Origin of the sequence: Phyllobacterium sp. CCNWLW109 (assembly GCF_037203905.1) — a bacterium.
Classification (GTDB): Bacteria; Pseudomonadota; Alphaproteobacteria; order Rhizobiales; family Rhizobiaceae; genus Phyllobacterium; species Phyllobacterium ifriqiyense.
Map to the genome: position 1 here is coordinate 247,021 of NZ_JBBCBK010000005.1, position 24,485 is coordinate 271,505.

Below are 24,485 nucleotides of genomic sequence, written 5' to 3' on the forward strand. Positions count from 1 at the left end.
TCTCTTACTTGTTTTGCTTTTGCACAAATGGACTGAAAACCATCAGACTTAGGATTTCGAACAGCACTTGTGCGCCCGCATGTGCAGTGTTGGTGGTAGCGTCATATTGCGGAGCGACCTCAACCACATCGCCTCCCACGAGATTAATGCCTTTAAACCCTCGAATGAGTTCGAGCACTTCCCGCGTCGTCAAACCACCAACTTCCGGCGTCCCGGTGCCCGGCGCAAAACTTGGATCAAGACTATCAATATCGAATGACAGATAGGTCGGGCCATCGCCGATTATGGACCTGGCTTTTTCGATGATTGCCGGGATGCCCAGTCCGGTGACTTCTTCTGCATGAATAACGGTCATGCCGGACTCATAGGAAAACTCCCACAAATACTCGGCAGAGCCACGAATGCCGATCTGGATCGTTCTTGTCGGGTCAAGAACTCCATCCAGAACCGCATTGCGGAATGGACCGCCATGATGGAATTTGGTCTGGTCGAACGCGCCACCCGTATCACAATGCGCATCGATATGGATCATCCCGACAGGGCCATTCTTGCCGACGGCTTTCAGGATAGGGTGGCTGATCGAATGATCGCCGCCGACAGCCAGCGGCAGGACACCGGCATCAACAATCTGGTTGAAGCGCCGTTCAATATCATCATGGCTTTGCTCCAACCTGTAACGGCTGGCAAATGGCACATCGCCAATATCGGCGACGCGAAGGTCAAACACCGGTGCGCATTCCAGAACGTGATTATATGGGCCAATACGCTCGATCGTGCGAACAGCACGCGGGCCGAAACGCGAACCAGGACGATTGGTTACGCCAAGGTCCATCGGCACGCCGACAATGGCTACCTGGAGATTGCCAAAGTCAGGATTAACGGCGTCAACCGGCATATAAGGTGCCGTGAGAAATGTCGGTATACCCGCATAGGGTGCAAGGCGAGTGCCGCTCTTGGAAAATATTTTGTCAGCTACTTTCCGGAATCGTTCATCAAACAACTCACCGCCATGGCTCTCGCCATATTTGGCGCGCAACTCGCTCAGTTTGTTTTCATCCCACGATGGCATAATGCTGGCTTCCCGAAATGTTCATGTCGTTGCAGAATGGTCAGCACACCCTAAAGTGGCAGGGAAATCAATCATCATTCTGTGAACAGGTCATGCGAAATAGTCACAGATGACTTCAATCCGATTGGCTATTAAGAACTTGCTGGACGTGGAAGAAGCGATACAGGAACGAATGATGACTGCTGCAATGCTCAATACCCTTGTAACCCGCCTATCGCCGCCGCCGATACCGGCAGTTCAAGCCTGGGGAAAGTCCTATGATGGCAGCCAGGGTTCGCTGATTGATTTATCGCAAGCTGTCCCGGGCTATCCGGCGCATGAGAAGATGCTGCAATGGCTTGGCGAAGCCGCGTCCTCATTGGCTTACACCAATTACGGTCCCATCGAGGGCGAAACAATATTACGCGAAGCCTATGCCGCTCATGTATCCGAGATCTATGACGCAAAAATCAGTGCCGGCAATATTCATATCACGTCGGGCTGCAATCAGGCCTTTGTCTGTGCTTCCATGGTTGCCGCTTCTGCAGGCCATACCATTCTTGTGACCGATCCATTTTATTTCAATCACGAGACGACTTTGGCGATGCTTGGCATCAAAACAGGCAAAGTGAATTGCACTGCGTCGGAGGGTTTTGTTCCCACTATCGACGACATCAAGATGGCGATGACGCCGGATGTTCGTGCACTTGCTCTTGTAACGCCGAACAATCCGACGGGAGCGATTTATCCTGCCGACAGGCTGCAGGTGATCTTTGATTTTTGCAGGGACGCTGGCATTTGGCTCATTCTTGACGAGACCTATCGGGATTTTTTGCCAGATGGCGCCGGTGCTCCGCATGGCTTATTTGCTACAGCAGATTGGCAGGAAAATCTGATCGAGCTCTACAGTTTTTCCAAATCCTTTTGCATCCCCGGACATAGACTGGGCGCAATAGTGGCAGGTGGGGCAGTGGTCGAGCAAATTGCCAAAATCATGGATAATTTACAGATATGTCCGCCCCGCGCCCCACAAGCTGCTCTCGCTCGCGCCTTGCCTGCATTGACGGAATGGCGCGCAGGAAACCGTCTGGAAATTGAAGTGCGGGCAAAAGCTCTTCGCGACGTGATGGCCGAGCTGGACGGATGGGCACTGGAATCGATAGGCGCCTATTTCGCATTTGTCAGGCACCCATTCGAGGGCATGGCGTCAGAGATAGTGGCAGAGCAATTGGCAAAACGTGCTGGAATCCTCGCCATTCCCGGCGAATATTTCGGCGAAAGGCAAACCCCATTTCTGCGGTTTGCCTTCGCCAATGCCGATGCTCAAACCATCCGCGAGCTGCGGGGAAGGTTGGCTGGATTTGGGCTCTAGTAGCCGCGCGCTGAACCGGAACCGGAACGGCTGTCCATGGCCCCATTATATCGGGCGCCACCGCCCTTGGTAATTTCACCAAGGCTCTTGCCGCCGACAAGAATGCCTGCGGCTTGGCCCCAAATGGTCCAGTCCTGATCGATTCCGACATTATGACCCATTTCCGTCAGAATTTTCATCGTATCGCCGGAAAGCGCGTAAGGCTCCATATAGACCCGGTCAGGCAACCACTGGTGATGAATGCGCGGCGCATCTATTGCCTCTTGTATGTCCATCCCGTGATCAATCACATTGATGATCGCTTCGAGCGTAATAGTGATAATGCGCGCGCCGCCGGGACTGCCAATGACCATAAAGGGCTTGCCATCCTTGGAGATGATTGTCGGACTCATTGAAGAAAGAGGCGTCTTCTTCGGTTGAATCGCATTGGCTTCGCCCTGCACCAACCCGTAAAGATTTGGAACGCCGGGCTTAGAGGTGAAATCGTCCATTTCATTGTTAAGCAATATGCCAGTGCCAGCAGCAACAACACCTGCGCCGAATGAACCGTTCAGGGTATAAGTCACGGCAACGGCGTTGCCCTCATCATCGACAATCGAATAATGCGTCGTCTCTGTGCTTTCGCCGAATCCCTTTGGTGTCAGCTCTTTCGACACGCCGGCTTTATAGGGGCTGATCTTGTCACGGATATCTTTGGCGTATTTTTTATCCAACAGTTTGGAGACGGGATTATCGACAAAATCAGGGTCACCAAGCGATGCGTTGCGATCCACATAGGCGTAGCGCATTGCTTCTATCATGGCATGAACCGTTTCGGCGGAACCGTAACCCAGATAACCAAGAGGGTAGTTTTCAAGGATATTCAGTATCTCGCAGATGATGACACCACCTGAACTCGGCGGCGGCGAAGAGACAATATCATAACCGCGATAATTGCATTTCACAGGTTCAAGCTCGCGAACCTTGTACTGTTCAAAATCAGCCTTGGCCAAAACGCCGCCACCGGCCCCGCTCGCTTTGACAATGGCATCTGCAATGGGACCTTTGTAGAATGCATCGGAGCCTTTATCGGAAATCGCTGCAAGCGTTGCGGCTAAATCAGCTTGAACCAATGTTTCGCCGATCGCATAAGGCTTCGCATCCGCCTTCAGGAATATTGCAGCCGCGGCCGGGTCGGTGGATAGTTTCTTGGTGCCATTTTGTAGCGATGCGATGTCACCTTGGTCGAGCACAAAGCCATCGCGAGCAAAGCGTATAGCTGGCCCGATAAGTTCCTCGCGCGATTTCGTACCATATTTCTCCCGGGCCATTTCAAAGCCGGCGACAGATCCGGGCACGCCCACAGCCAGATAGCCATTTGTGCTTCGACCTTTGACGATGTTGCCCTGATCGTCGAGATACATGGTCTTGGTTGCTGCAAGCGGAGCCCGTTCGCGGAAGTCGAGGAAAGTGGTCTTCCCATCCTTCAGACGGATCGTCATAAAGCCACCGCCGCCAATATTACCGGCGGTTGGATAAACCACAGCCAGAGCATACCCGACTGCGACTGCGGCATCGACAGCGTTTCCGCCGCTCTTGAGGACTTCGACGCCGACTTCGGATGCAAGGTGCTGAGCTGTGACCACCATTCCATGTTCTGCTGCAACAGGATCCGGCGATGCGGCATAAATCTGCGTCACAGGTGCAAGAGCCAGCCCGAGCGCTGTGACAAAGACTCCTGCCTTCATGAAACGAGTATCCATGACTTCCTCCTATGATTTGAGTGAAGTCAGTGGAGCCTCTTCAGCGGATCAAGTCCAGCGTAAATTGGAAGGCAATTATAAATATAGCGCCCTTATGCGCTCTGATCGAGCTCCGGGTAATGTCTGAAAATGCCGGATGTATTGAAGTCGAGGCGACGTTCCGAACGGAGATAAGCCTTGATATTGGGCCGATTGCCGACCGTGTCATGCAAAGCCTGTAAAGCCGGATAATCTTTGGCCAGATTTGCCGTGGCTCTGGGGAAAGCATAACGAAGTCCCTCGAAAATCTGGAACAGGGAAATATCGACATAGCTCAGTGATTTGCCGATCGTGTGAGCCTTGCCATCAGGATTCCGGTGCAGAACCCGCTCGAAGTAATCCAGGAATTTGGGCATGCGATGTTCGATAAAGTCTTTGGAGCGCAGTTTGGCTGCCTCTTTCTGATCTTCATAATATTGCGTTGTGGCGATGGGATGGTGCGTATCATGCACCTCCGCGACAAAGTCCGTTATGGTTAACTGCAATCCATTTGCGAATATACGCTGGTTTTCATCGCTGGGGGCGAGGTTGAGTTTAGGACCGAGATAAAACAGGATATTCGCGACATGCGATATAATCATGTCGCCATCTTTCAGAAAAGGTGGCGCAAAGGGCAGGTGGCGTTCACTCTTGCTTTTGAGCACCTTCATCATCGCGTCAATGCCCCGCTCGGGACCATCCTCGCGCGCGATGTCGATATAATCGGCTCCCGCGTCCTCCAGCGCGAGCCGTATAAATTCACCTCGTCCTTGTAACCCGTCCCAATAATATAGCTCGTAGGGCATAAGCGTCTCCTGCTGCTTCCGTTTTTCCATTTGAGCATGGGAATGTGGCAGAGAGCGACTTATTTCCTCCGGCGGCGCAACTGGTCAAAATAGACGATCACTATGATCAGCACGCCTGTGATAACCCGTTGCCAGAACGAATTGACGTTGAGGAGATTGGCGCCGTTGTTAATGGTGGCAAGGATGAAGGCTCCAAGCAATGGACCTTGAACAGATCCTACAGCTCCAAAAAGACTCGTGCCGCCGATGACGGATGAGGCAATGGCTTGCAGCTCCCAGCCTTCCGCCTGCGTAGGGTTGCCAACTCCGATGCGCGTAGCAAGCAGAATGCCGACGAAGGAAGCGCAAACGGCTGACAGAGTATAAGCGAGGTAGATGGTGCGATTGACGTTTACGCCGGAGAGACGGGAAGCTTCGGCGTTTGACCCAACTGAAAAGAGATATCTGCCCCAACGCGTGTGCTGAAGCAGAATATAGGCAGGGATACCCACGAGGATAACCATCCAAAACAGGTTTGGAACTCCCAGAAAATCATTTCGCGAGAAGTTTGTGAACTCGTCATTATTGATGGAAATGGTTGCACCATTGGTAATCAAAAGACCGATTCCGCGAAGCGATGTGAGTGTTGCCAGAGTGATGATGAAGGGTGGCAATCCCATCTTTACAATACCGAAACCATGGAAGAGCCCGATGCCAAGACCAATGCCAAGGGTAATGAGCACGGCTGCCCAGATTGGAAATCCATTGGCCAGAAGCAATGCAACAATTGTGCTGGCAAAGCCCGCGATTGCGCCAACAGATAGATCTATCCCGCCGGTGATTATGACAAAGGTCTGACCCACTGCGAGGATCGCAATCATGGCGCCTTGGCGCAGCAAATTGGCGATGTTGTTTGTCGTCCAGAAGGTCGTGGTTGACAGGCCGAGGATCAGCCATAGAACAAGCAGGAGAGCGAGCAATGTCAGCCCGAAGAGGATGTTGTACCGCTTCTTGGGTGAAATAACTGGTTCCTTGGTATCAACACTCATGATCAGGACTCTCCGGATAAAATTGGGTTGGCCGGGGCCGAACCAAGCGCTTTTGTTAGAATATCTTCATGGCTGGCGGATTTGAATGGATGGGATGCAACCATCTCGCCGCGCCGGAAAACATGAAGTGTATCAGCCAGTTCAAAGACTTCCGGCAAATATGAAGAAATCAGGATGATCCCGGCTCCTTGCGATAGCAGCGCCGAGAAAAGGCGGTAAATCTCAGCCTTGGTGCCGACATCGACACCGACCGTGGGTTCGTCAAAGATGAAGAGCTTTGCACCGTGATTAAGCCATTTGCCAATGACGATCTTTTGCTGATTGCCGCCTGAAAGGCTGGCAGCGCTTGCACTGCGTGTCGATGTCTTGATGCGCAGGTCGGCGATTTGGCGATCCGCCTGGGCTGACTCCTTGCTCTTTGATATAATTCCGCCACGGCTAAGTTTCGGATAAACCGGCAGGTTGAGATTCAGGCTTACAGGCAGTGACAGGCAAAGTCCCTGATCCCTGCGGCTTTCCGGGGCGAGCGCGATGCCGAGCTTGATCGCATCCTTCTCGCGGCGAATATCGACCTCCTCGCCTTTCCACAAAATTGAGCCGGAGGACTTTGGATGCCGACCAAAGACAGTGGTGACAAACTCGCTGCGCCCCGCGCCGATCAATCCATAGAGACCGACAATTTCGCCTTCCCGAACAGTCAGCGATATATTTTCGAAGCCTTTGCCGGAAAGATTTCGGGTTTCCAGGATGGGTTTGCCGAACTCGAAACTATCCTTGTGATAAATCTGCTCGATGGAGCGATTGATCATCATGGCAATCAGTTCGTTTTCATTGGTGTCGGCGATGTCTCGCGTACCTACCAAGGTTCCGTCCCGTAATACCGACACCCGGTCGGCAAGTTCAAAGACTTCTTCCATCCGGTGGCTGATATAAACAATGGTTACGCCATTTGCCTGCATGCGCCGGATGAGGGCAAAAAGCTGCATACCCTCTTTTCGTGTCAGATAGGCAGTAGGCTCATCAAATATGAGAAAACGCGCGCCTCTTGTCGCCGCACGTGCCGTTGCAATCAATTGCTGCTGACCGATTGTCAAATCACTGAGCGTGGCATGGGCGGGAAGATCAAAGCCGAGATCGTCAAGAATCTTCTGTGCGTCCCGCACCATGTTTCGATGTCTAAGCAACCCGAAACGTAGATGTTCTTCACCCAGAAAAATATTGGCGGCAACGCTGAGATGCGGACAAAGAACAACTTCCTGGTGCACGGCATTAATGCCATGCTTGATAGCTTCGATAGGGGTGCCCAATGCCACGGGTTCGCCGCGCCAGTAAACATCGCCGCCCGTGCGCGGAATGACGCCGGTTAAAAGCTTTATGAGGGTTGATTTGCCTGCGCCATTTTCGCCAACAATGGCATGTATTTCACCGGCCTTAAAAGCTAGGTCGGTCGGTTTCAGGGCATGCGTACCAAAATACTGCTTTTCCAGCCCTTTAAGTTCAAGGATAGGTGAATCGGCCGCCATGATCGCAGCGGTTGCATGTGTTCCGTTGCCGGACTGTGATGCAAAGTTCTGAGTTTCCATGGCAGCCTCTTCGATTGGAGAGCAGAATTCCGATTAATCAAGCTTCGGATTCAGCAGCTCCTGCGCGCGTGGCTCGCTCATGTTCGCCTTGGTGATCAGATTGGCACCCGTGTCGACATTGGCTTCGACTTTCTCGCCCTTTGAAGCAGCGAGCGCAGTTTTTACGCCGTCATAACCCATGCGAAATGGATCCTGGACTACCAGAGCGTAAAGCACGCCATCGCTGAGGAATTTCACCAGCTTTTCGTCACTGTCAAAGGCGATGACCTTGATCTTGTCCTGGGCCTTGTTTTCGGCAATCGCCTGGCCTGCGCCCTGACCCATGATCAGGTTGGATGCAAAAATTCCACGTAGTTCAGGATTGGCGGTGATCAAGTCGGTTGTGATATTCAGGCCTGTTGTTGCCTGACCATCTGCAACCTTATCTGCTACCAGCTTGAGCCCTGGATATTTTGCCGCCAATTGCTCTTTAAAGCCCTTGGCCCGTTGATCCAGCGAACCAACGCCGGGAAGCGCGGTGATGATTGCAACATCGCCTTCTGCCTTGCCGTATTTTTCAGTGATTGCAGCAGCCAGACCATCTGCAGCGACACGGCCACCTTCAACATTGTCAGTCGTCAGGAACGATGTGAAAGCCTTGGAGTCCGCAGCAGAGTCGATCCCGATGATCTTTACCGATTTTGCTGCCTCGTCAATCGGCTTGCCAAGTGCTTTAAACTCTGTTGGCGAAATCACAATTGCTGCCGGTGAGCCGGAAACTGCATTCTCCAAAATGGATATCTGGCCATTAATATCCGACTCAGCCTGCGCTCCGAGTTCTGGAACTTTAACGCCGAGATCTTTGCCAGCTTTGCGTGCTCCGGCCAGAACGATCTGCCAATAAAAGGACGTCGTGTCTTTAACGATGATAGGAATGGTGACGTCCTGCGCCCGCACAGGTGCTACACCCATCATGCCCGCCATGATCGCAACGCTGGTTACGCCAAGCACGGTTCTACGATTTATGCTTTTTCCAAAAAGTATCATTTCAGGTTCCTCTCCAAGCGCCTTTCTTGTTTAATTGTCGTTAGGGCTGTGGCGCACTCAACCCCGCTTTGTAGCCATTCTACTTGATTGTGAATTGTTCCACTTCAGCAAAAAATGCTTCGGGTATCGTCACATTCAAAAGATCCATGTTTCTGGTCAGACTAGCAGCTTTGGCGGTTCCGATAAGAACATTCGCAACGACAGTCTCACGCAGAGGAAATTGCATCGCGGCAGCAGCGAGCGGGATGGAATGAGATTTGGCAACGGCCTCCATGGACCGGACACGACTCAAAATATCTTCCGACGCTGGCCCATAATCAAAATTGGCTCCCGGCACCGGCCCTGTTGCCAATATGCCGGAATTGAACACGCCCCCAATGACCAGGGAAATCTTCTTCTTGCGGCATTCTTCCAGCAATCCACGTTCCGCCGAACGATCCAGAAGCGAGTAGCGTCCGGCCAAAAGGATGCAGTCTATATCGCTTTGTGCGATCACATCCATGCACACCTCAACCTCATTTACCCCAAGGCCGTAAGCGGAAATTGCGCCTGACGATTTCAGCTCTTGCAATGCCCTCATGCCGCCATCCAGAAGTTGCTTCTGATAGACCGCATTCTTTTCAGGACCGTGGGTATATGCGCCGATGTCATGCACATAGAGAATATCTATGCGGTTCAGCCCAAGACGGGCAAAGCTGAACTCGAAAGACCGCATGATACCGTCATAGCTATAATCATAGTCGACGGCGAAGGGCAGGGGATTTACGTAGGAATGGTCCGGGATTTGGTTGTCGGGCACTGGCCTGAGCAAACGTCCAACTTTCGTTGAAAGCACATAGCTGTCGCGTGGTTTCGAGCGCAGGAAATCACCCGTGCGGCGCTCCGAAAGACCAAAGCCGTAAAATGGTGCGGTATCGAAGTAGCGCATACCCGCATCCCATGCCGTTTGCAGTGCTGCAATGGCATCGTCGCGGGGGCATTCTCTATACAAGCCACCTATCGCCGCGCCCCCAAATCCAAATTGGGTTAAGGCCAGCGGCGTTGCACCTATTGTACGAATTTCCAAGCGTTCCTCCCAGACACGCAAAGTCTATATTGTCTTTTATCGACAAAAAACCTTTGCAGTCAATCGTTCTTGTGCCTAAATAATTTAGGGAACGCTTGTTTTGGCAAGCGGGGAGGGGCGGGATGTCAAAACAGAATACGGTTTTCAAGGAAGGCTACAATAGATGTCTTCATCTGTTGCGCGATGTGGAAACTGTGCCATCCGAATCCGAGCTTGGCGCGAGACTGGGCATAAGTCGAACAACCGTGCGGGCTATCCTTAAAAAGCTGGCGGAGTCCGGCCTGGTTGAAATGGAAAAGCCGGGCAAGGCCGTGCTGCGTAAACCCAGGCCCAAAGATTACTTTCCCGAGGATCAAACGGATTCCCTTTCCGAAATTATCGAACGTAGTTTCATGAAAAGGATTCTTGCCGGTGGCGCGCAGCCGGGCATGCAAATTAATGAACTCGAGCTTGCACGTGACATCGGGGTAGGCACATCGAGCGTTCGCGAGTTTCTTATACGCTTCAGTCGATTTGGGCTGATCGAAAAACGCAAGAACAGCCATTGGATATTGAAAGGCTTTACGCGGGCCTTTGCGCTGGAGCTGTTTGAAGTTCGTGAAGTGTTCGAGCTCAGGTCGGCAGTTGCATTTACCAAGCTGCCAGATGATCACCCGGCGCGAGGAAAACTTGATGATCTGGAACTTGAGCACCGAACGCTTCTAAGCGAAATTGATAGCCGGTATACCGAATTTTCCGAACTCGATGAGCGTTTTCACAGGTTGATCCATTCGGCTTCTCACAACCGCTTTGTGGATGATTTCTACGATATTATCGCGATTGTTTTCCACTACCATTATCAGTGGAACAAATTGCACGCGCAGCAGCGCAACACCCGCGCTCTTGAAGAACATTTAGATTATATTGATGCTCTTCGCTCCCGAGACCAATCCAGGGTCAACAAAGCGTGCCGCGCGCATTTGAAGTCCGCGCGCGACACATTGCTTCAATCCATAATGCCGAAGGAAAGGGAGCAGGAGCCGGGATGATTATTTTTTGCGCATAGCATCTGCCAATGCCGCACCGAAAGCGCCCTGCGATGCAGGGATTTGCGGCTTGGGCGATGGTTTGCGGAGCTGAGAAGCATTGTCCGATGAATGTGGCTTTCTGGGACCTTCATTGCCGCCGCCATCTTTGCGCATCGTCAGGCTGATGCGATTGCGTTTGGGATCGACATCGACAACGCGGACTTTGACAACATCCCCCGCTTTGACGATCTCGTGGGCATCCTTGACAAACCTGTCGGCCAATTGGGAAAGGTGCACGAGGCCGTCCTGATGGACGCCAATATCGACAAAAGCGCCGAATGCGGCGACGTTGGTCACTGTCCCTTCGAGCAACATGCCGGGCTTCAAGTCTTTGATGTTGTCAATGCCATCAGCAAAAGCAGCCGTCTTGAACTCCGGTCGGGGATCGCGACCGGGTTTTTCCAGCTCAGCAATAATATCGCGAATGGTGGGCAGACCAAAGCGCTCATCAACGAAGACCCGCGGATCAAGCGCTTTCAAAGCGGTACTGTCATTCATCAATGAGCGCACATCCCTCCCGCAGGCGCTGACGATTTTCTTTGCAACTCCATAAGCTTCCGGATGAACGGCAGATGCATCAAGCGGCTCGCTGCCGTCGCTGATACGCAAAAATCCCGCGCATTGCTCAAAAGCCCGGGGTCCGAGCCGCGCAACTTTTAGAAGTTCGCGGCGGGTTTTAAACGGACCGGTTTGATCGCGGTGAGCGATAATAGCTTCCGCGAGCGACGCGCCCAAACCGGAAATACGCGCCAGCAATGATGCTGATGCGGTATTGAGATCGACACCGACAGCATTGACGGCATCTTCGACGACGCCTTCGAGCGACCGCGCGAGGCGATATTGGTCAACATCGTGTTGATACTGTCCAACACCAATGGATTTCGGCTCGATCTTGACCAGTTCGGCAAGTGGATCTTGCAGGCGCCGGGCGATGGATACGGCGCCGCGTAACGAAACGTCCAGCGTGGGAAACTCGGCAGCGGCGGTGGCGGAGGCTGAATAAACGGAAGCGCCAGCCTCGCTGACAATGACCTTCAACGGCTTTGGTGCAGGCATGTCACCGAGCATATCGGCGACGAGTTTTTCGGTTTCGCGACTGCCTGTTCCATTGCCAATGGCGATGAGTTCGACCTTGTGCTTCGTGACCAGTCTCGCCAGTTCGGTTTGCGTGCCTCTTACATCATTGCGCGGCGGAAACGGATAGACGGTCGCCGTATCGAGAAGCTTCCCCGTGCCATCAATGACTGCAACCTTTACGCCCGTGCGAATGCCAGGGTCGAGACCCATTGTTGCCCGCGACCCTGCCGGCGCTGCCAGCAGCAGATCCTTGAGGTTTCGGGCAAATACGCGAATTGCTTCTTCTTCGGAACGCTCACGCAAGGCCGTCATCAGATCGACGGAGAGGTTGAGAGAAAGCCTGATGCGCCATGTCCAGCGCACGACATCCATCAGCCATGTGTCTGCTGCACCATTTCCTGAAATCGAATAGGCTTCGGCAATCATCCGCTCCACAGGCTTGATTGCCGACGTATCATCGGCATCAATCTCGATATCGAGAGAAAGCACCTCTTCATTGCGACCGCGCAACATGGCAAGTGCGCGATGGCTGGGCGTGGTTGCCCAACGTTCGAAATGATTGAAGTAGTCAGAAAACTTTGCGCCAGCCTCTTGCTTGCCGTCCACAACCTTCGCACGCAGTACTGCTCTATCTTTCATGTAATTGCGCAAGCGACCGATAAGGTCGGCATTTTCGGAAAATTTCTCGACAAGAATATCGCGTGCGCCATCAAGAGCGGCTTTAACATCAGCAACGTCCGGAGTGACGAAGTTCTTCGCGATTTCCAGCGGAATTGTCCGTCGATCAGATATGATGGCTTCCGCCAAAGGCCCAAGACCTCTCTCGCGGGCAATCTCAGCCTTTGTTCGCCGCTTGGGCTTATATGGCAGATAGATATCTTCCAGTTCGGCTTTGGTGATCGCTGCGGCGATCTTGCCTTCCAGCTCCGGTGTAAGCTTTCCCTGACTTTGGATTTCGTTGATGATCGTGTCACGACGCGCTTCCAGTTCGCGCAGGTAGATCAACCGCTCGTCGAGGGTACGCAACTGTGTATCGTCAAGTCCGCCGGTCACTTCCTTACGATAGCGTGCAATGAAAGGAACCGTAGCTCCGCCGTCCAGCAGCTCTATCGCGGCATTTACCTGATCAGGACGCGCATTGATTTCGGCCGCGATAAGACGGGGGATGCTGGCAGTATTGGTAACAGTCACGTTGTATCCATAAAATCATGATCGGGCGACCAACATAGTGGCGCCCGACCATGACCGCAATCGCTTGGGAGCGATGGTTTATTGCTTTTTCAACAGCGATTTGGCTTCCTTGATGCCCAATGCTTCAGGACGCGAACAGCTAGTTTTGATATCGATAAATTTCTTTTCCTCACCCGATCTGAGAATCGAAACCATGACGTCGACACCATGCAGTGCGCGCTCCAGCGAACAGCGGATGTCCCGGTCTTCGAGGATTGCCACGGCCATATCGGCAAGACCTGCGGTGCGATAATTCGCCATCATTCCTTGGGAGTGTTTCTGATTGGGCGTACCCAGAGGATGAGCCCAAGCCTTGACCGCCTTGGCTTTCTTGCCCGGCTTTGCAAGTTTTACCTCGCCGCCGAAGAAGTTCGGATCTGGGAGGAACAATGACCCATCCGTGCCGTAAAGTTCCATATTGGGGTGGTTATGCGCCCAAACATCCCAGCTTGCCGACAAGGTAATGGATGCGCCGCTTTCGAATTCAAGCAATGCCTGAATTGTCGTCGGTGTTGTTACGTCGATTTTTTCGCCAGCGCGCGGTGCGCTTGAGATCGTGCGCGTCGGACTGGCCATTGACGTGAGTGCAGCAACACGACGTACCGGTCCTATAAGATTGATGAGGTTGGCGATGTAGTATGGACCCAGATCGAGAATCGGCCCGCCACCCGGGCGGAAGAAAAAGTCGGGGTTTGGATGCCAATGCTCCATTCCATGACTCATGACATGGGCCGTCCCGGAAGTTATCGTGCCCACTTGTCCGTCATCCACCAGTTTACGCGCAAGCTGATGCGCGCCGCCGAGAAACGTATCGGGAGCGCACCCGGCTTTGAGGTTTTTCCTGGCGGCAAGTTTTTGAAGCTCCAATCCGTCATTCAATGAAAGCGTCAAAGGTTTCTCTGAATAGAGATGCTTGCCTGCCGACAATATTTGCTTGGATACGTCAAAATGCGCGTCGGGAATGGTCAGGTTTACGACGAGATCAATATCTTCGCTTTCAAGCAATGCATCGATGCTCCGTGCCTCGACGCCAAATTCGGAAGCCCGGGCCGTTGCTGCTGCTTCGTTGATGTCGGCAACAGCGCGAATTTCGATACCTTTGAACAGGGGGGCCAATTTGAGATATGCCGCAGAAATATTCCCCGAACCGATAATGCCGACGCCTAGTGTTTTGGCCATTTTCTTGGTCTTTCTTCCTGGTGCCTAAACTTTAAAAAGCTTTAACAGTGGCGATAGACCGACGGGCAAATCGCTCATCATCCGCCGGCTTGTCGTGTTCCATCACGAAATATTTGACGGGTGTTGCCTTCAACGCGGCTATCAAAGCTTTCCAGTCAACGGTCCCGTGCCCGACATCGGACCAGCCATCCTCGCTCGTATTTTCTCCGGCTGGTGCGATGTCCTTGACATGCACGGCACCGATGCGAGAGCCATAATTCTTGATCCATTCAAAGGGATCACCGCCGCCACGTATGATCCAGGCGATATCTGCCTCCCAGCCTATGCTCGGCGCAGCATCAAAGATCAGCTTCTGGGGAATGGAGCCATCAGCAAGGGCAACGAATTCGAAATCGTGATTGTGCCAACCGAAGGTAAAGCCAGCCTTGCTATAAACACTATGGGCGGCTTCAAGCCGCTGCCCGAACGCCGACCAGCCGGCAGCATCCACAGGTCGCTGTTCTACAGCCAGATACGGACAATAGATCGCTTTGATGCCAAGCGTCTCAGCGATGTCGATCACCTGTTGCGGATCGCTTTCAAGCAAATCAATGCTGAAATGTCCGGTTGGCATTGAGAGGCCATTTGCATCCAGCGCCGCCTTGGTAGCCTCCACGTCGGTATAGACGCCACCATAGCCTTCAACCTGCGCATACCCAAGGCGTTTCAACATTTCCAACGTCTTTTCAAGTGGCGGAAACTCGCGGGAACTGTAGAGCTGGTAAGAAAAATCGGTCATTATATTCTCCGTAATTTATGTCGTCTTGGGATTAGGGTCAGGGCCCTAGACACGGTTTTCGGTCGTGGCATCGAACAGCGAAGCCATGGCGGGATTGAAGTTCAGGTGGACCTTTTCGCCCGGCAGATAGCGCCGGCTGGAATCAACGCGCACGGATATCGGCTTGCCGGCAACTGTCAGCCAGACCAAGCTGTCGGCCCCCATTGGTTCGTCGAGATCAACCGTCGCTTCATAGGACAATCCTGCCGGGCCGGGTTTTTCATTGATCGTGATATGCTCTGGCCGGAAACCAAAAATAACGTCCCGCTCATTTGTCAGCGGTTCCTGCGCGTCGTATGTGGCCATCGAGACTGTGAGATCGGCTGCCGTGAAGGCTTTATCTTGGTTCGCCCCGGTAATTTTACCTCTTAGAAAGTTCATCGCAGGCGAACCGATGAAACTTGCAACAAAGAGATTGCGCGGCTTGTTGTAGATGGTCAGCGGTTCATCGAGCTGCTGGATCAATCCGCCTTTCATAACCGCAATGCGATCGGCAAGGGTCAATGCCTCGATCTGATCATGGGTTACATAGATCATCGTATTGGCAAGCTTGTGGTGCAGGCGTTTGATCTCCACACGCAGCTCGGAGCGCAGCTTGGCGTCAAGATTGGAGAGCGGCTCATCGAACAGGAACACATCGACATCGCGTACAAGCGCACGTCCTATGGCTACGCGTTGGCGCTGCCCGCCAGAAAGGGCGGCAGGCTTTCGTTGCAATAGTGGTTCCAATTGCAAAATATCGGCTGCATTGGCGATGCGCTGCTGGATTTGGGCCTTTGGCAGCCCGGCGACACGCAAACCGAAGGAAAGATTTTTCTCGACAGTCATTTGGGGATAAAGCGCATAGGACTGAAACACCATGCCGATGCCACGGTCCTTCGGCTCCTCCCACGTTACGTTCTTGCCTTTAATGAATATTTGCCCTTCCGAGATATCGAGCAAACCCGCAATGCAATTGAGCAGGGTTGATTTTCCGCATCCGGACGGGCCGAGCAATACGAGGAATTCGCCATCGGCCACCTCAATATTGAGGTCCTTCAGAACATTGACCGAGCCGAAGCTGACAGACAGATCCTTGATTGAAACACTGTGCACGGTAATCACCCTTTAACAGCGCCAGCGGCTATGCCCCTGACGAAGTATTTGCCTGAGAAAAAGTAGACCAGGAGCGGAACGGCGCCGGTCAAAATGGTGGCCGCCATGTTGACGTTGTATTCCTTCACGCCCTGCGTCGAGTTGACGATGTTGTTCAGTTGCACGGTCATGGGAATGTTCTTGGAGCCTGCAAAAATGACTCCGAGGAGGAAGTCATTCCAGATACCGGTGACCTGTATGATGACCGCAACAATGAAAATCGGAGCTGAGAGCGGCACCATGATCTGGAAGAAAATACGCCAGAAACCGGCACCGTCGACACGTGCGGCCTTGAACAGTTCGGTGGGGAGAGAAGCAAAGTAATTGCGGAATAGAAGCGTTAGAATCGGCATGCCGAAAATGGTGTGGATCACGATGATGCCGGTCAGTGTCCCGAAGATTCGCAGCTCACGCGTAATAATAACGAGCGGATAGAGCATTACCTGATAGGGTATGAAGGCCCCGAAGAGCAGGACGCTGAAGAATATTTCAGACCCCTTGAAACGCCAATTGGCCAGCGCATAACCGTTTACGGACGCAATCAGAATTGAAATGATCACGCTCGGGATAAGGATCTGGACCGAATTCCAGAACCCGACTTTCAGACCTTCGCAGTAGAGGCCGGTGCAGGCGCTCGTCCATGCTGTGCTCCAGGGCTGGAACGTGATTTCAACGGGCGGCGAGAAAATATTGCCAAGCCGAATTTCGGGCATGCCTTTCAGCGAAGTGACGATCATTACGTAGAGCGGCAGCACGTAATACAGCGCGGCGACCACCAGAACTCCGTAGATCATGATCTTCGCTGGAGTGAATGTTCGTGTCGGCCGCCTGCCGTGCGGTTCAGTGGATATGGTATCGATCGCGGTCATTTGCGTTTTCCTCCGCGATATTCCATCAGAGCCCAGGGAATGATGATGATGAGAACGGTGGTCAGCATGATCGTAGAGGCAGCCAGACCCTGTCCGAGATTGGCGCGCCGGAACATGAACTCGTAGACATATTTGGCCGGCACCTCACTGGCGTTGCCGGGCCCCCCGCCTGTCAGAGCGACGACGAGATCATAGACGCGTACAATTCCGGTTGAGACCAGCACTATGGTGGTGATGAAAACAGGACGCATCATGGGAATGACAATGAAAAGATATGTCTTCCAGACGGGGATGCCGTCCACGCGTGAGGCTTTCCAGATATCCTCGTCAATCCCTCGCAGACCCGCCAGCATAAGCGCCATAACGAGGCCCGTACCATGCCAGAGACCGGCAATAACGACGGCGTAGATGGCAAAGCGCTGATCATTGAGAATTGAGAAAGTGAAGGTTTCAAATCCCAGATCGCGAACCACGCGCTGTATGCCGAATGTGGGTGTGAGAATCCACTGCCAGACAAGGCCCGTGACAATGAATGACAGGGCGTAGGGATAAAGGAAAACAGTTCGAAAGGCCCCCTCAAAGCGGATTTTCTGATCCATGAGGGCAGCAAGAATGAAGCCGATCACAGTCGAGAACACGAGGGTAAACACGCCAAATATGCCGAGGTTTATAGCCGAAACATTCCAGCGAGGCGTGTTGAAGAGCCGCGTATACTGATCAAATCCAACGAATGTGAGCTCGGGAAGAGATCGCGAGGACGTGAACGACAGCACGACCGTCCACAAAGTGCAACCAATGAAGACAATAAGAACCGTCGCAATCATTGGCACGGCTGCGACCTTGGCATTCAAGTTCTTGAAAAGAGTGTTGGGGCGCGCTGCGTGACTCATTATTTTCTCCGTCAGGCCGGGCCGCTCACTGCCATTTGTTTTGAGCAAATGGCAGTTTGGGCGGGGATGACTATTGGGCCTGTTCGATGATGCTGACGAAGCGAGCCTGCGCGTCCTCGACAGTCATGCTGGCATCGGCAAAGAACTCTTTGGACAGGTCTTCAACTTCCAACTTTGTGTCTGGCGAAAGCAGTTGATTGACAGATGGCACTACATTGTCGAGTTTGTTGAGAACCTCGACGCCTTTCTTCATACAGGCATTTGCTGCGGCCAGATCGACATCGCCGCGGATCGGAAGCGATCCCTTGGCAAGATTGAATGCCACCTGCGTTTGCTTTGAAACCATCATGCTGGCGAGCTTAAGCTGCGCTTTGGTCACTTCCGGGTTTTCGTTCTTCGGGAAGTAGAAAGCGTCACCGCCAGTATTGAGGACAGGATTATTACCGAGGCCAAGCAGGCAATCATAATCTGTACCGGCTACCTTTCCAGCGACGCCAAATTCGCCTTGCGCCCAATCGCCCATGATCTGAGCGCTTGCTTTCCCGCTTATGACGAGACTTGTAGCCTCATTCCAGGAACGTCCGACATAGCCGGGGTCGGCTAACTCACGGGCTTGGGCATAGGCCTCAAAAACCGCCTTCATCTCGGGGCTGGCCGCTGCCACGGCATCCTTGTCACGATATACTTTGAGGAAAAGCTCCTTGCCGCCGATGGAAGAAACCATGTCGTTGAAAATGAGGTTGACCTGCCATGCATCGCCGGTCGCCAAGGGAATGATGTCTTTTTCTTTGAGTTTTGGCCCAGCCGCAACAAACTCTTGCCAATTGGCCGGGACGGATACGCCGCCCGCTTTGAACGCAGCCGGATTTACCCACATCCATTGTTCCGTATGAATATTGACGGGGACGCAGTAAATCTTGCCCTCATATTTGCAGGCATCGAAGAGTTTTGATGGCCGGATAAAATCTGCCCAACCTTCCTTGGTAGCAATCTCGGTAAGGTCGGTCATAAGCCCGGCTTTTACGAGGTCTTCGGCGTCCCGGCCCGTATTGAGCTGCGTCGCACCCATTGGATTGCCGCCAAGAATGCGGCTGACAATGATGGGGGTGGCTGTGCTGCCGCTTCCGGCAATGGCTCCATCGACCCATTTATCACCGCCCAGCTTATTGAAGGATTCCGCAAGCACCTTTGCGGCAGCGGCTTCGCCGCCTGCGGTCCACCAATGGGTGACCTCAAGGTCTGCGGCTTTGGTATTATTGATCGTAAGCAGGAATGTTGAAGTGGCTAATACGGCAAGAGCTGTACTGTAACGCATCTTTTCCTCCCAAATCTGAAACGTTACAGGTAGGCTAGACTAAACTTTGCGTGCGCGCAATTCCCCGCGTTTATTTTTCTTGTGCAGGGGTCTCTGTGTTGAAAACCAAGCAATTTTAGAGGCTTTTGTCATACTTCATGCAAGTTTTTGTCGTTGCAACGCACGCTTACACCAGTTTAAGTTGTGCAATAGAATGTCAGGGAGCTATACTGCAGCAACAAGGAAACGTAATGTTTCTGAAACGATACAGAAGCGCTGCATGGTGAAGGATGGCCTTGACGGGCCAGCAAGATATGAACGCAAAAGATTTGAGACGTGGTTCGAGCAGCGAAGCAGTGGAGCTTCCCGAAGGAGAGCGTCCAACTTTAAAGACGATAGCCTTCATGGCCGGGCTGGGTGTGACAACTGTTTCGCGCGCATTGAAAGACGCGCCAGAAATTGGCCGCGCAACCAAAAACCGCGTGCAACTCATCGCAAAACAGATTGGCTACCGGCCCAACCGTGCTGGCGTAAGGCTGCGAACCGGCAAGACGAATGTTATTAGTCTTGTGCTCAATGCGCAGTCGGAAATTATGGGCCTGACGTCAAACATGGTCTATGGCATTTCCGAGATATTATCGCAGACGCCGTATCATCTGACCGTTACGCCCTATTCGGCTGAAAATGATCCCATGCAGCCCATTCGCTACATCGTGGAAACAGGTTCTGCCGATGGCATTATCATGTCACGTACGGAGCCTGACGATGCGCGCGTCCGTTATCTTACCGAGCACGGCATCCCATTTGCTACCCATGGGCGGACAGAAATGGGGATCGAGCATCCATTCCATGATTTCGACAATGAAGCATTTGCCTATAAATCCGCGAGAAGCCTGCTGATCAAAGGACGCAAGAAAATTGCGATGATGGCCGGCCCCACCTCTGCGGTAACCTACCATAGGCATCTGGAGCGGGGGTTCTCCCGGGCAATCGAGGAGGGCGGTGCGCAGGCTATTCTGGTTCCTGATATTGACGTGGACACATCGCTTGGGCGCATTCGTGATCGAACGGAAGAAATAATGTCCGGCCAAAATCGCCCGGATGGAATTGTCTGTTGTAGCGGGAGCGCAGCCATTGCTTTGGTTGCAGGAATTGAAGCGGCTGGCCTCAAAATTGGCAGGGATGTTGATCTCGTATCGAAACAATCGAGCGACGTGCTGAAATGGTTCCGACCGGAAATAATCGTGTTTAACGAAGATGTTCGCCACGCCGGGCGGGAACTGGCACGCGCCGTGTTACGCCGCATCGAAGGAGTGGATGCGCGGCAGTTGCAGAGCCTGAGTTATCCGGATGAATAGTGGTGGGGTGCCCATCGGCAAATGGGTGGTGCGTGTCAAAGCACGCACCACATTCATGCCTGATCAGTTATTCTCGTTCAGGATTTCACGCTTGCCGACATGATTTGCTGGCCCAACCAGTCCTTCTTTTTCCATGCGCTCCACAAGGGAAGCGGCGCGGTTATAGCCAATTTGAAGGCGGCGCTGGATATAGGATGTTGAGCATTTTTTATCGCGCAACATGATTTTTACCGCTTGATCATAAAGCTCGTTTCCGTCTTCGGAAGCCATACTGCCTTTGTCGAAAACTGCGCTGTCCTCGTTTTCGACTTCTTCTTCCTCGGTCTCGTCGGCAGTGACCGTATCGAGATAATCCGGCTGACCTTGCGCCTTCAGGTGGGTAACGATCTGTTCCACTTCTTCATCAGAGACGAAGGGGCCGTGAACGCGGGCGATCCGGCCGCCGCCGATCATATGCAGCATGTCGCCTTGGCCCAAGAGCTGTTCGGCACCCTGCTCGCCCAAAATGGTGCGGCTGTCGATTTTCGATGTTACTTGAAACGAAATACGCGTCGGGAAGTTGGCCTTGATGGTGCCGGTAATGACGTCGACGGAAGGACGCTGCGTTGCCATGATCAGGTGAATGCCAGCCGCACGTGCCATTTGCGCCAAACGCTGTATCGCGCCTTCGATATCCTTGCCGGCCACCATCATCAGGTCGGCCATCTCGTCGACGATGATGACAATGTACGGCATTGCCGTCAGATCCATTTCTTCCTGTTCATATTCAGGTGTGCCCGTGCCCTTATCGAAGCCCGTTTGAACCGTGCACATCACGGTTTCGCCTTTTTCACGGGCGCTGGCAACGCGAGCATTGAAACCATCAATATTGCGGACGCCGAGTTTCGACATTTTGCGATATCGATCTTCCATTTCGCGAACCGCCCATTTCAATGCCATGACGGCTTTCTTGGGATCGGTAACAACAGGGGTAAGCAGATGCGGAATGCCATCATAGATCGACAGTTCCAGCATCTTCGGATCGACCATGATCAAGCGGCACTCGTCGGGGGTGAGCCGGTAGAGCAGAGACAGGATCATCGTATTTATCGCAACGGATTTACCAGAACCCGTGGTACCAGCCACCAGAAGATGGGGCATCTTGGCGAGCTCAGCGATCACCGGCTCGCCGCCGATGGTCTTTCCAAGACAGAGCGCCAGTTTGAACTTTGTCTTGTCGAAGCTGTCAGATTCGATCATTTCCCGCAGGAACACCGTCTCGCGTGTCGTGTTGGGCAGTTCAATACCAATAACATTGCGCCCTGGAACCACTGCAACGCGTGCTGACAATGCAGACATGGAACGCGCAATATCGTCAGCAAGGCCAATGACGCGCGAAGATTTTACGCCCGGGGCAGGTTCAAACTCATATAATGTGACCACCGGTCCTGGACGAACATGAATGATCTCGCCGCGAATGCCGAAATCTTCCAGGACACTCTCAAGCAAACCAGCATTCTGCTCCAGCGTTTCCTGCGAAATGGTGATCGTATCCTGCGCAGTATGTTCCTGTAACAAGTCGACCGGCGGCTTCTCGTATCCGACGTGGGTTGGCGGCGCCATGCGCGTCTCGATGCCACCGACAATGGCAAGCCGTCTTTGCGGTGCAAGCGTTTGCGCAGGCGCAGGTGCTGGCTGTGGAGCAATCTCACGCCGCTGCACGACAACTTGCTGTTGGACGATAGGAGCCGGAGACTCCTCCACCGAGGCCTCGACGACCGTCTCTATCGTGTCATTCCCGGTGAATGCAGCGTTTAGCTGATCTTCTGACTTTTCGGGCGCAGAAGGAGCCAAAAGCTGCGGGTCGATAGCTTCCGCAGCAAGAGCCTTTTTATACTCCACGATACGAAAACGGGCGGTGATCTCATCAGGGCTATATTGTATCTTTTTTGGGCGCACATAAGCGCTGGTGACCGGAGCTACATCAGCGATCACGCCCATGCTGTCCCAGAATGCGAAGTCTGACACATAGGCATAAGCCGAGCTGGTTGCCTCTTTGGCTGGGGACGATGCCGCGACTGTATTCTCGTGTTTCTCTTCGATGGAGATGGTCGGAACCTTGCCCCCTAAAACCGGTGAACGTTCTGGTTGCGCAGGGGCTGCCTGCACGACAGGCGGGCGCGGCGGAGCCACAGGTGCCTTGAACCCGACAGGGGCGGCTCTCTGCGCCGTGGAAACCTGTACAGGCGTTGGAGCTGGCTGCTCTTTGCCCTTTTGCAATTCACTGTCTGGCGTCCGTGTGAAACGGACATTCTCAGACAAGGAGAACATGCGCTTTGAAATTGGTGCCGTCGCAGCATCCGGCAACACATAGCCCGCGCTTTGCAGCCGCTCCATGGGATGCGCAGGGGCTTGCGCGACAGGCGGCGCCGAACGGCGAACGTTTACAGGTGCATAGGCCGGAGCCGGGGCTGGATTGGGGGCGGGGGCACTTGCAGGAGGTGTCTGATTTGCCTCTGTTGTCTCGTAGTCATCTGATTTTATTGGGAAATTTGTTCTGGAAATATGCATGATGCCTGCGAACGAAACGGGATGAGGTGACCGGATTTGTGCCGCTCTAGGAATAGAAAATGAAGGTTAACAACTCTCTACCGAGCACCACTTTCTCACCGTTCCATACGCAAAAAAATATCCCGGGATTTGGTCCCGGGATGATAATAATTATAAATATATGTTGCGGGCGATGGGCCGATTGTCAGGCTTGGCGTTGCAGCAATGCCCCAGATGCCTGGGCTGCGTTGTTGACGCCATCAATACCAGTCGCAACGACGGAAACGCGGAAAACACCTTCCAGAGCATCGTCAAATGTAGCGCCGAGAATGATATTCGCCTGATCGTCAACTTCCTCCCGAATGCGGGTGGCGGCTTCGTCAACTTCAAACAGTGTCATGTCGCGGCCACCGGAGATGGAAACGAGAACGCCTTTGGCACCCTTCATCGATTCCACATCAAGCAGCGGATTGGCGATTGCTGCTTCCGCGGCGGCCTGAGCGCGCCCTTGGCCCGTGCCTTCGCCGGTACCCATCATGGCCCGGCCCATATCCCTCATCACGGATCGCACATCGGCAAAATCCAGATTGATGAGGCCTTCGCGCACCATCAAATCGGTGATGCATGCGACGCCTGAATAAAGAACCCGGTCAGCGATGGCGAAGGCATCGGCGAATGTTGTGTTGGCGCTGGCGACGCGGAAAAGGTTCTGGTTGGGAATGACGATCAAAGTATCGGCGCTCTCGCGCAGTGCTTCAAGGCCCTCTTCAGCCATCCGCATGCGGCGGGTTCCCTCGAAGGAAAACGGTTTTGTGACGACGCCAACGGTAAGGATGCCTGCGGAACGCGCTGCGCGTGCAATCACCGGGGCTGCACCTGTTCCGGTGCCGCCGCCCATGCCAGCTGTAACGAAACACATATGTGTTCCTGTCAGATGGTCCATGATTTCGTCGATGCTTTCCTCAGCAGCAGCGCGGCCGATTTCCGGATGCGATCCGGCACCCAGGCCCTGCGTGACATTCGCGCCCAGCTGTATAAGCCTGGTCGCCTTGGACATCGACAGTGCCTGCGCATCTGTGTTTGCAACGATGAATTGCGTTCCTTGCAGGTTTTCGCGGATCATATTGTTGACCGCATTACCGCCGCCACCTCCAACACCGAACACGGTAATATTCGGCTTCATCTCGGAAATTTCCGGTTTTTGAAGGTTGATCGACATGGTGCAATCCTTGTTCCGCGCCGCTCACTATCATCGGCGTACAGGTCTAAATCTCAAAATATCGCGTCCGTGAGAATCAAAACTGAAAATATCCCGGAGCGGCGGCAAAGAATCAGAAGGAGGTTTGCGGCGC

General features: G+C 53.2%; 18 protein-coding genes and 1 pseudogene. 3 read left to right on the forward strand and 16 right to left on the reverse strand.

The genetic code is table 11. The annotated features are described in order from the left end of the window. Positions 1-4: 4 nt before the first annotated feature. Positions 5-1,069 (reverse strand): agmatinase, encoded by a 1,065-nt coding sequence (gene speB, locus V9K92_RS21365; RefSeq protein ID WP_307275523.1) that lies wholly within the window; start codon positions 1,067-1,069, stop codon positions 5-7. A gap of 175 nt (positions 1,070-1,244) precedes the next feature. Between speB and V9K92_RS21370 the strand changes: the two genes are divergently transcribed. Next, on the forward strand, positions 1,245-2,420 hold the full coding sequence (locus V9K92_RS21370) for an aminotransferase (RefSeq protein ID WP_337354952.1): 1,176 nt from the start codon (positions 1,245-1,247) through the stop codon (positions 2,418-2,420). Here the strand turns inward: V9K92_RS21370 and ggt are convergent. From ggt to V9K92_RS21400, 6 genes are all read right to left on the reverse strand, one after another. Continuing rightward, positions 2,417-4,147, reverse strand: coding sequence for a gamma-glutamyltransferase (ggt, locus tag V9K92_RS21375; protein WP_307275976.1), 1,731 nt, complete (start codon positions 4,145-4,147; stop codon positions 2,417-2,419). The two genes, V9K92_RS21370 and ggt, sit on opposite strands and share 4 nt — an antisense overlap. A gap of 107 nt (positions 4,148-4,254) precedes the next feature. Then, positions 4,255-4,986: a glutathione S-transferase gene (locus V9K92_RS21380; protein ID WP_307275520.1), complete on the reverse strand. Its 732-nt coding sequence runs from the start codon at positions 4,984-4,986 to the stop codon at positions 4,255-4,257. A 59-nt stretch (positions 4,987-5,045) separates the two neighbouring features. Next, a complete protein-coding gene (locus V9K92_RS21385; RefSeq protein ID WP_115053385.1) occupies positions 5,046-6,014 on the reverse strand; it encodes an ABC transporter permease in 969 nt (322 codons plus the stop codon). A gap of 2 nt (positions 6,015-6,016) precedes the next feature. Next, positions 6,017-7,537 (reverse strand): sugar ABC transporter ATP-binding protein, encoded by a 1,521-nt coding sequence (locus V9K92_RS21390; RefSeq protein ID WP_337354953.1) that lies wholly within the window; start codon positions 7,535-7,537, stop codon positions 6,017-6,019. Positions 7,538-7,630: 93 nt separating this feature from the next. Then, positions 7,631-8,560 (reverse strand): ABC transporter substrate-binding protein, encoded by a 930-nt coding sequence (locus tag V9K92_RS21395; RefSeq protein WP_307275967.1) that lies wholly within the window; start codon positions 8,558-8,560, stop codon positions 7,631-7,633. Between the two features lie 142 nt (positions 8,561-8,702). Continuing rightward, a complete protein-coding gene (locus tag V9K92_RS21400) occupies positions 8,703-9,689 on the reverse strand; it encodes an aldo/keto reductase (RefSeq protein ID WP_115053387.1) in 987 nt (328 codons plus the stop codon). A gap of 122 nt (positions 9,690-9,811) precedes the next feature. Between V9K92_RS21400 and V9K92_RS21405 the strand changes: the two genes are divergently transcribed. Beyond that, entirely contained in the window at positions 9,812-10,717 is a 906-nt protein-coding gene (locus V9K92_RS21405) for a GntR family transcriptional regulator (RefSeq protein ID WP_336442162.1), read from the forward strand. Here V9K92_RS21405 and V9K92_RS21410 read toward each other — a convergent pair whose 3' ends face one another. From V9K92_RS21410 to V9K92_RS21440, 7 genes are all read right to left on the reverse strand, one after another. Continuing rightward, entirely contained in the window at positions 10,718-13,024 is a 2,307-nt protein-coding gene (locus V9K92_RS21410) for a Tex family protein (protein WP_337354905.1), read from the reverse strand. Between the two features lie 78 nt (positions 13,025-13,102). Further along, positions 13,103-14,242: a Gfo/Idh/MocA family protein gene (locus V9K92_RS21415; RefSeq protein ID WP_336442164.1), complete on the reverse strand. Its 1,140-nt coding sequence runs from the start codon at positions 14,240-14,242 to the stop codon at positions 13,103-13,105. 31 nt (positions 14,243-14,273) lie between these two features. Beyond that, positions 14,274-15,020, reverse strand: a complete 747-nt coding sequence (locus V9K92_RS21420) for a TIM barrel protein (RefSeq protein ID WP_115053390.1) — start codon at positions 15,018-15,020, stop codon at positions 14,274-14,276. A gap of 45 nt (positions 15,021-15,065) precedes the next feature. Next, on the reverse strand, positions 15,066-16,163 hold the full coding sequence (locus tag V9K92_RS21425; protein ID WP_337354906.1) for an ABC transporter ATP-binding protein: 1,098 nt from the start codon (positions 16,161-16,163) through the stop codon (positions 15,066-15,068). Then, a complete protein-coding gene (locus V9K92_RS21430) occupies positions 16,160-17,062 on the reverse strand; it encodes a carbohydrate ABC transporter permease (RefSeq protein WP_337354907.1) in 903 nt (300 codons plus the stop codon). The genes V9K92_RS21425 and V9K92_RS21430 overlap by 4 nt, the downstream gene beginning before the upstream one ends. Beyond that, the gene (locus V9K92_RS21435; RefSeq protein WP_115053393.1) at positions 17,059-17,952 is read right to left on the reverse strand and encodes an ABC transporter permease subunit; all 894 of its coding nucleotides are present in this window, start codon (positions 17,950-17,952) and stop codon (positions 17,059-17,061) included. The genes V9K92_RS21430 and V9K92_RS21435 overlap by 4 nt, the downstream gene beginning before the upstream one ends. Before the next feature lie 70 nt (positions 17,953-18,022). Beyond that, positions 18,023-19,267, reverse strand: coding sequence for an extracellular solute-binding protein (locus V9K92_RS21440; RefSeq protein WP_115053394.1), 1,245 nt, complete (start codon positions 19,265-19,267; stop codon positions 18,023-18,025). Between the two features lie 293 nt (positions 19,268-19,560). On the opposite strand from V9K92_RS21440, the gene V9K92_RS21445 reads away from it, so the two are divergent. Then, a complete protein-coding gene (locus V9K92_RS21445) occupies positions 19,561-20,604 on the forward strand; it encodes a LacI family transcriptional regulator (protein ID WP_337354908.1) in 1,044 nt (347 codons plus the stop codon). Positions 20,605-20,667: 63 nt separating this feature from the next. Here the strand turns inward: V9K92_RS21445 and V9K92_RS21450 are convergent, their stop codons facing one another. Together V9K92_RS21450 and ftsZ are read right to left on the reverse strand one after the other, a co-directional pair. Next, positions 20,668-22,980, reverse strand: a complete 2,313-nt coding sequence (locus V9K92_RS21450) for a DNA translocase FtsK (protein ID WP_337354954.1) — start codon at positions 22,978-22,980, stop codon at positions 20,668-20,670. Between the two features lie 361 nt (positions 22,981-23,341). Beyond that, positions 23,342-24,352 (reverse strand): annotated as a pseudogene (ftsZ, locus tag V9K92_RS21455) (cell division protein FtsZ); the annotation flags it as partial. Between the last annotated feature and the right edge of the window lie 133 nt (positions 24,353-24,485).

Coding starts and splice junctions, on each gene's coding strand:
- V9K92_RS21405 (WP_336442162.1), top strand. CDS start 9,812: ATGTCAAAACAGAATACGGTTTTCAAGGAAGGCTACAATAGATGTCTT.
- V9K92_RS21440 (WP_115053394.1), bottom strand. CDS start 19,267: ATGCGTTACAGTACAGCTCTTGCCGTATTAGCCACTTCAACATTCCTG.
- V9K92_RS21430 (WP_337354907.1), bottom strand. CDS start 17,062: ATGACCGCGATCGATACCATATCCACTGAACCGCACGGCAGGCGGCCG.
- V9K92_RS21370 (WP_337354952.1), top strand. CDS start 1,245: ATGACTGCTGCAATGCTCAATACCCTTGTAACCCGCCTATCGCCGCCG.
- V9K92_RS21420 (WP_115053390.1), bottom strand. CDS start 15,020: ATGACCGATTTTTCTTACCAGCTCTACAGTTCCCGCGAGTTTCCGCCA.
- V9K92_RS21415 (WP_336442164.1), bottom strand. CDS start 14,242: ATGGCCAAAACACTAGGCGTCGGCATTATCGGTTCGGGGAATATTTCT.
- V9K92_RS21380 (WP_307275520.1), bottom strand. CDS start 4,986: ATGCCCTACGAGCTATATTATTGGGACGGGTTACAAGGACGAGGTGAA.
- V9K92_RS21385 (WP_115053385.1), bottom strand. CDS start 6,014: ATGAGTGTTGATACCAAGGAACCAGTTATTTCACCCAAGAAGCGGTAC.
- V9K92_RS21390 (WP_337354953.1), bottom strand. CDS start 7,537: ATGGCGGCCGATTCACCTATCCTTGAACTTAAAGGGCTGGAAAAGCAG.
- V9K92_RS21435 (WP_115053393.1), bottom strand. CDS start 17,952: ATGAGTCACGCAGCGCGCCCCAACACTCTTTTCAAGAACTTGAATGCC.
- V9K92_RS21395 (WP_307275967.1), bottom strand. CDS start 8,560: ATGGCGGGCATGATGGGTGTAGCACCTGTGCGGGCGCAGGACGTCACC.
- V9K92_RS21445 (WP_337354908.1), top strand. CDS start 19,561: ATGAACGCAAAAGATTTGAGACGTGGTTCGAGCAGCGAAGCAGTGGAG.
- V9K92_RS21450 (WP_337354954.1), bottom strand. CDS start 22,980: ATGGAGCGGCTGCAAAGCGCGGGCTATGTGTTGCCGGATGCTGCGACG.
- ggt (WP_307275976.1), bottom strand. CDS start 4,147: ATGAAGGCAGGAGTCTTTGTCACAGCGCTCGGGCTGGCTCTTGCACCT.
- speB (WP_307275523.1), bottom strand. CDS start 1,069: ATGCCATCGTGGGATGAAAACAAACTGAGCGAGTTGCGCGCCAAATAT.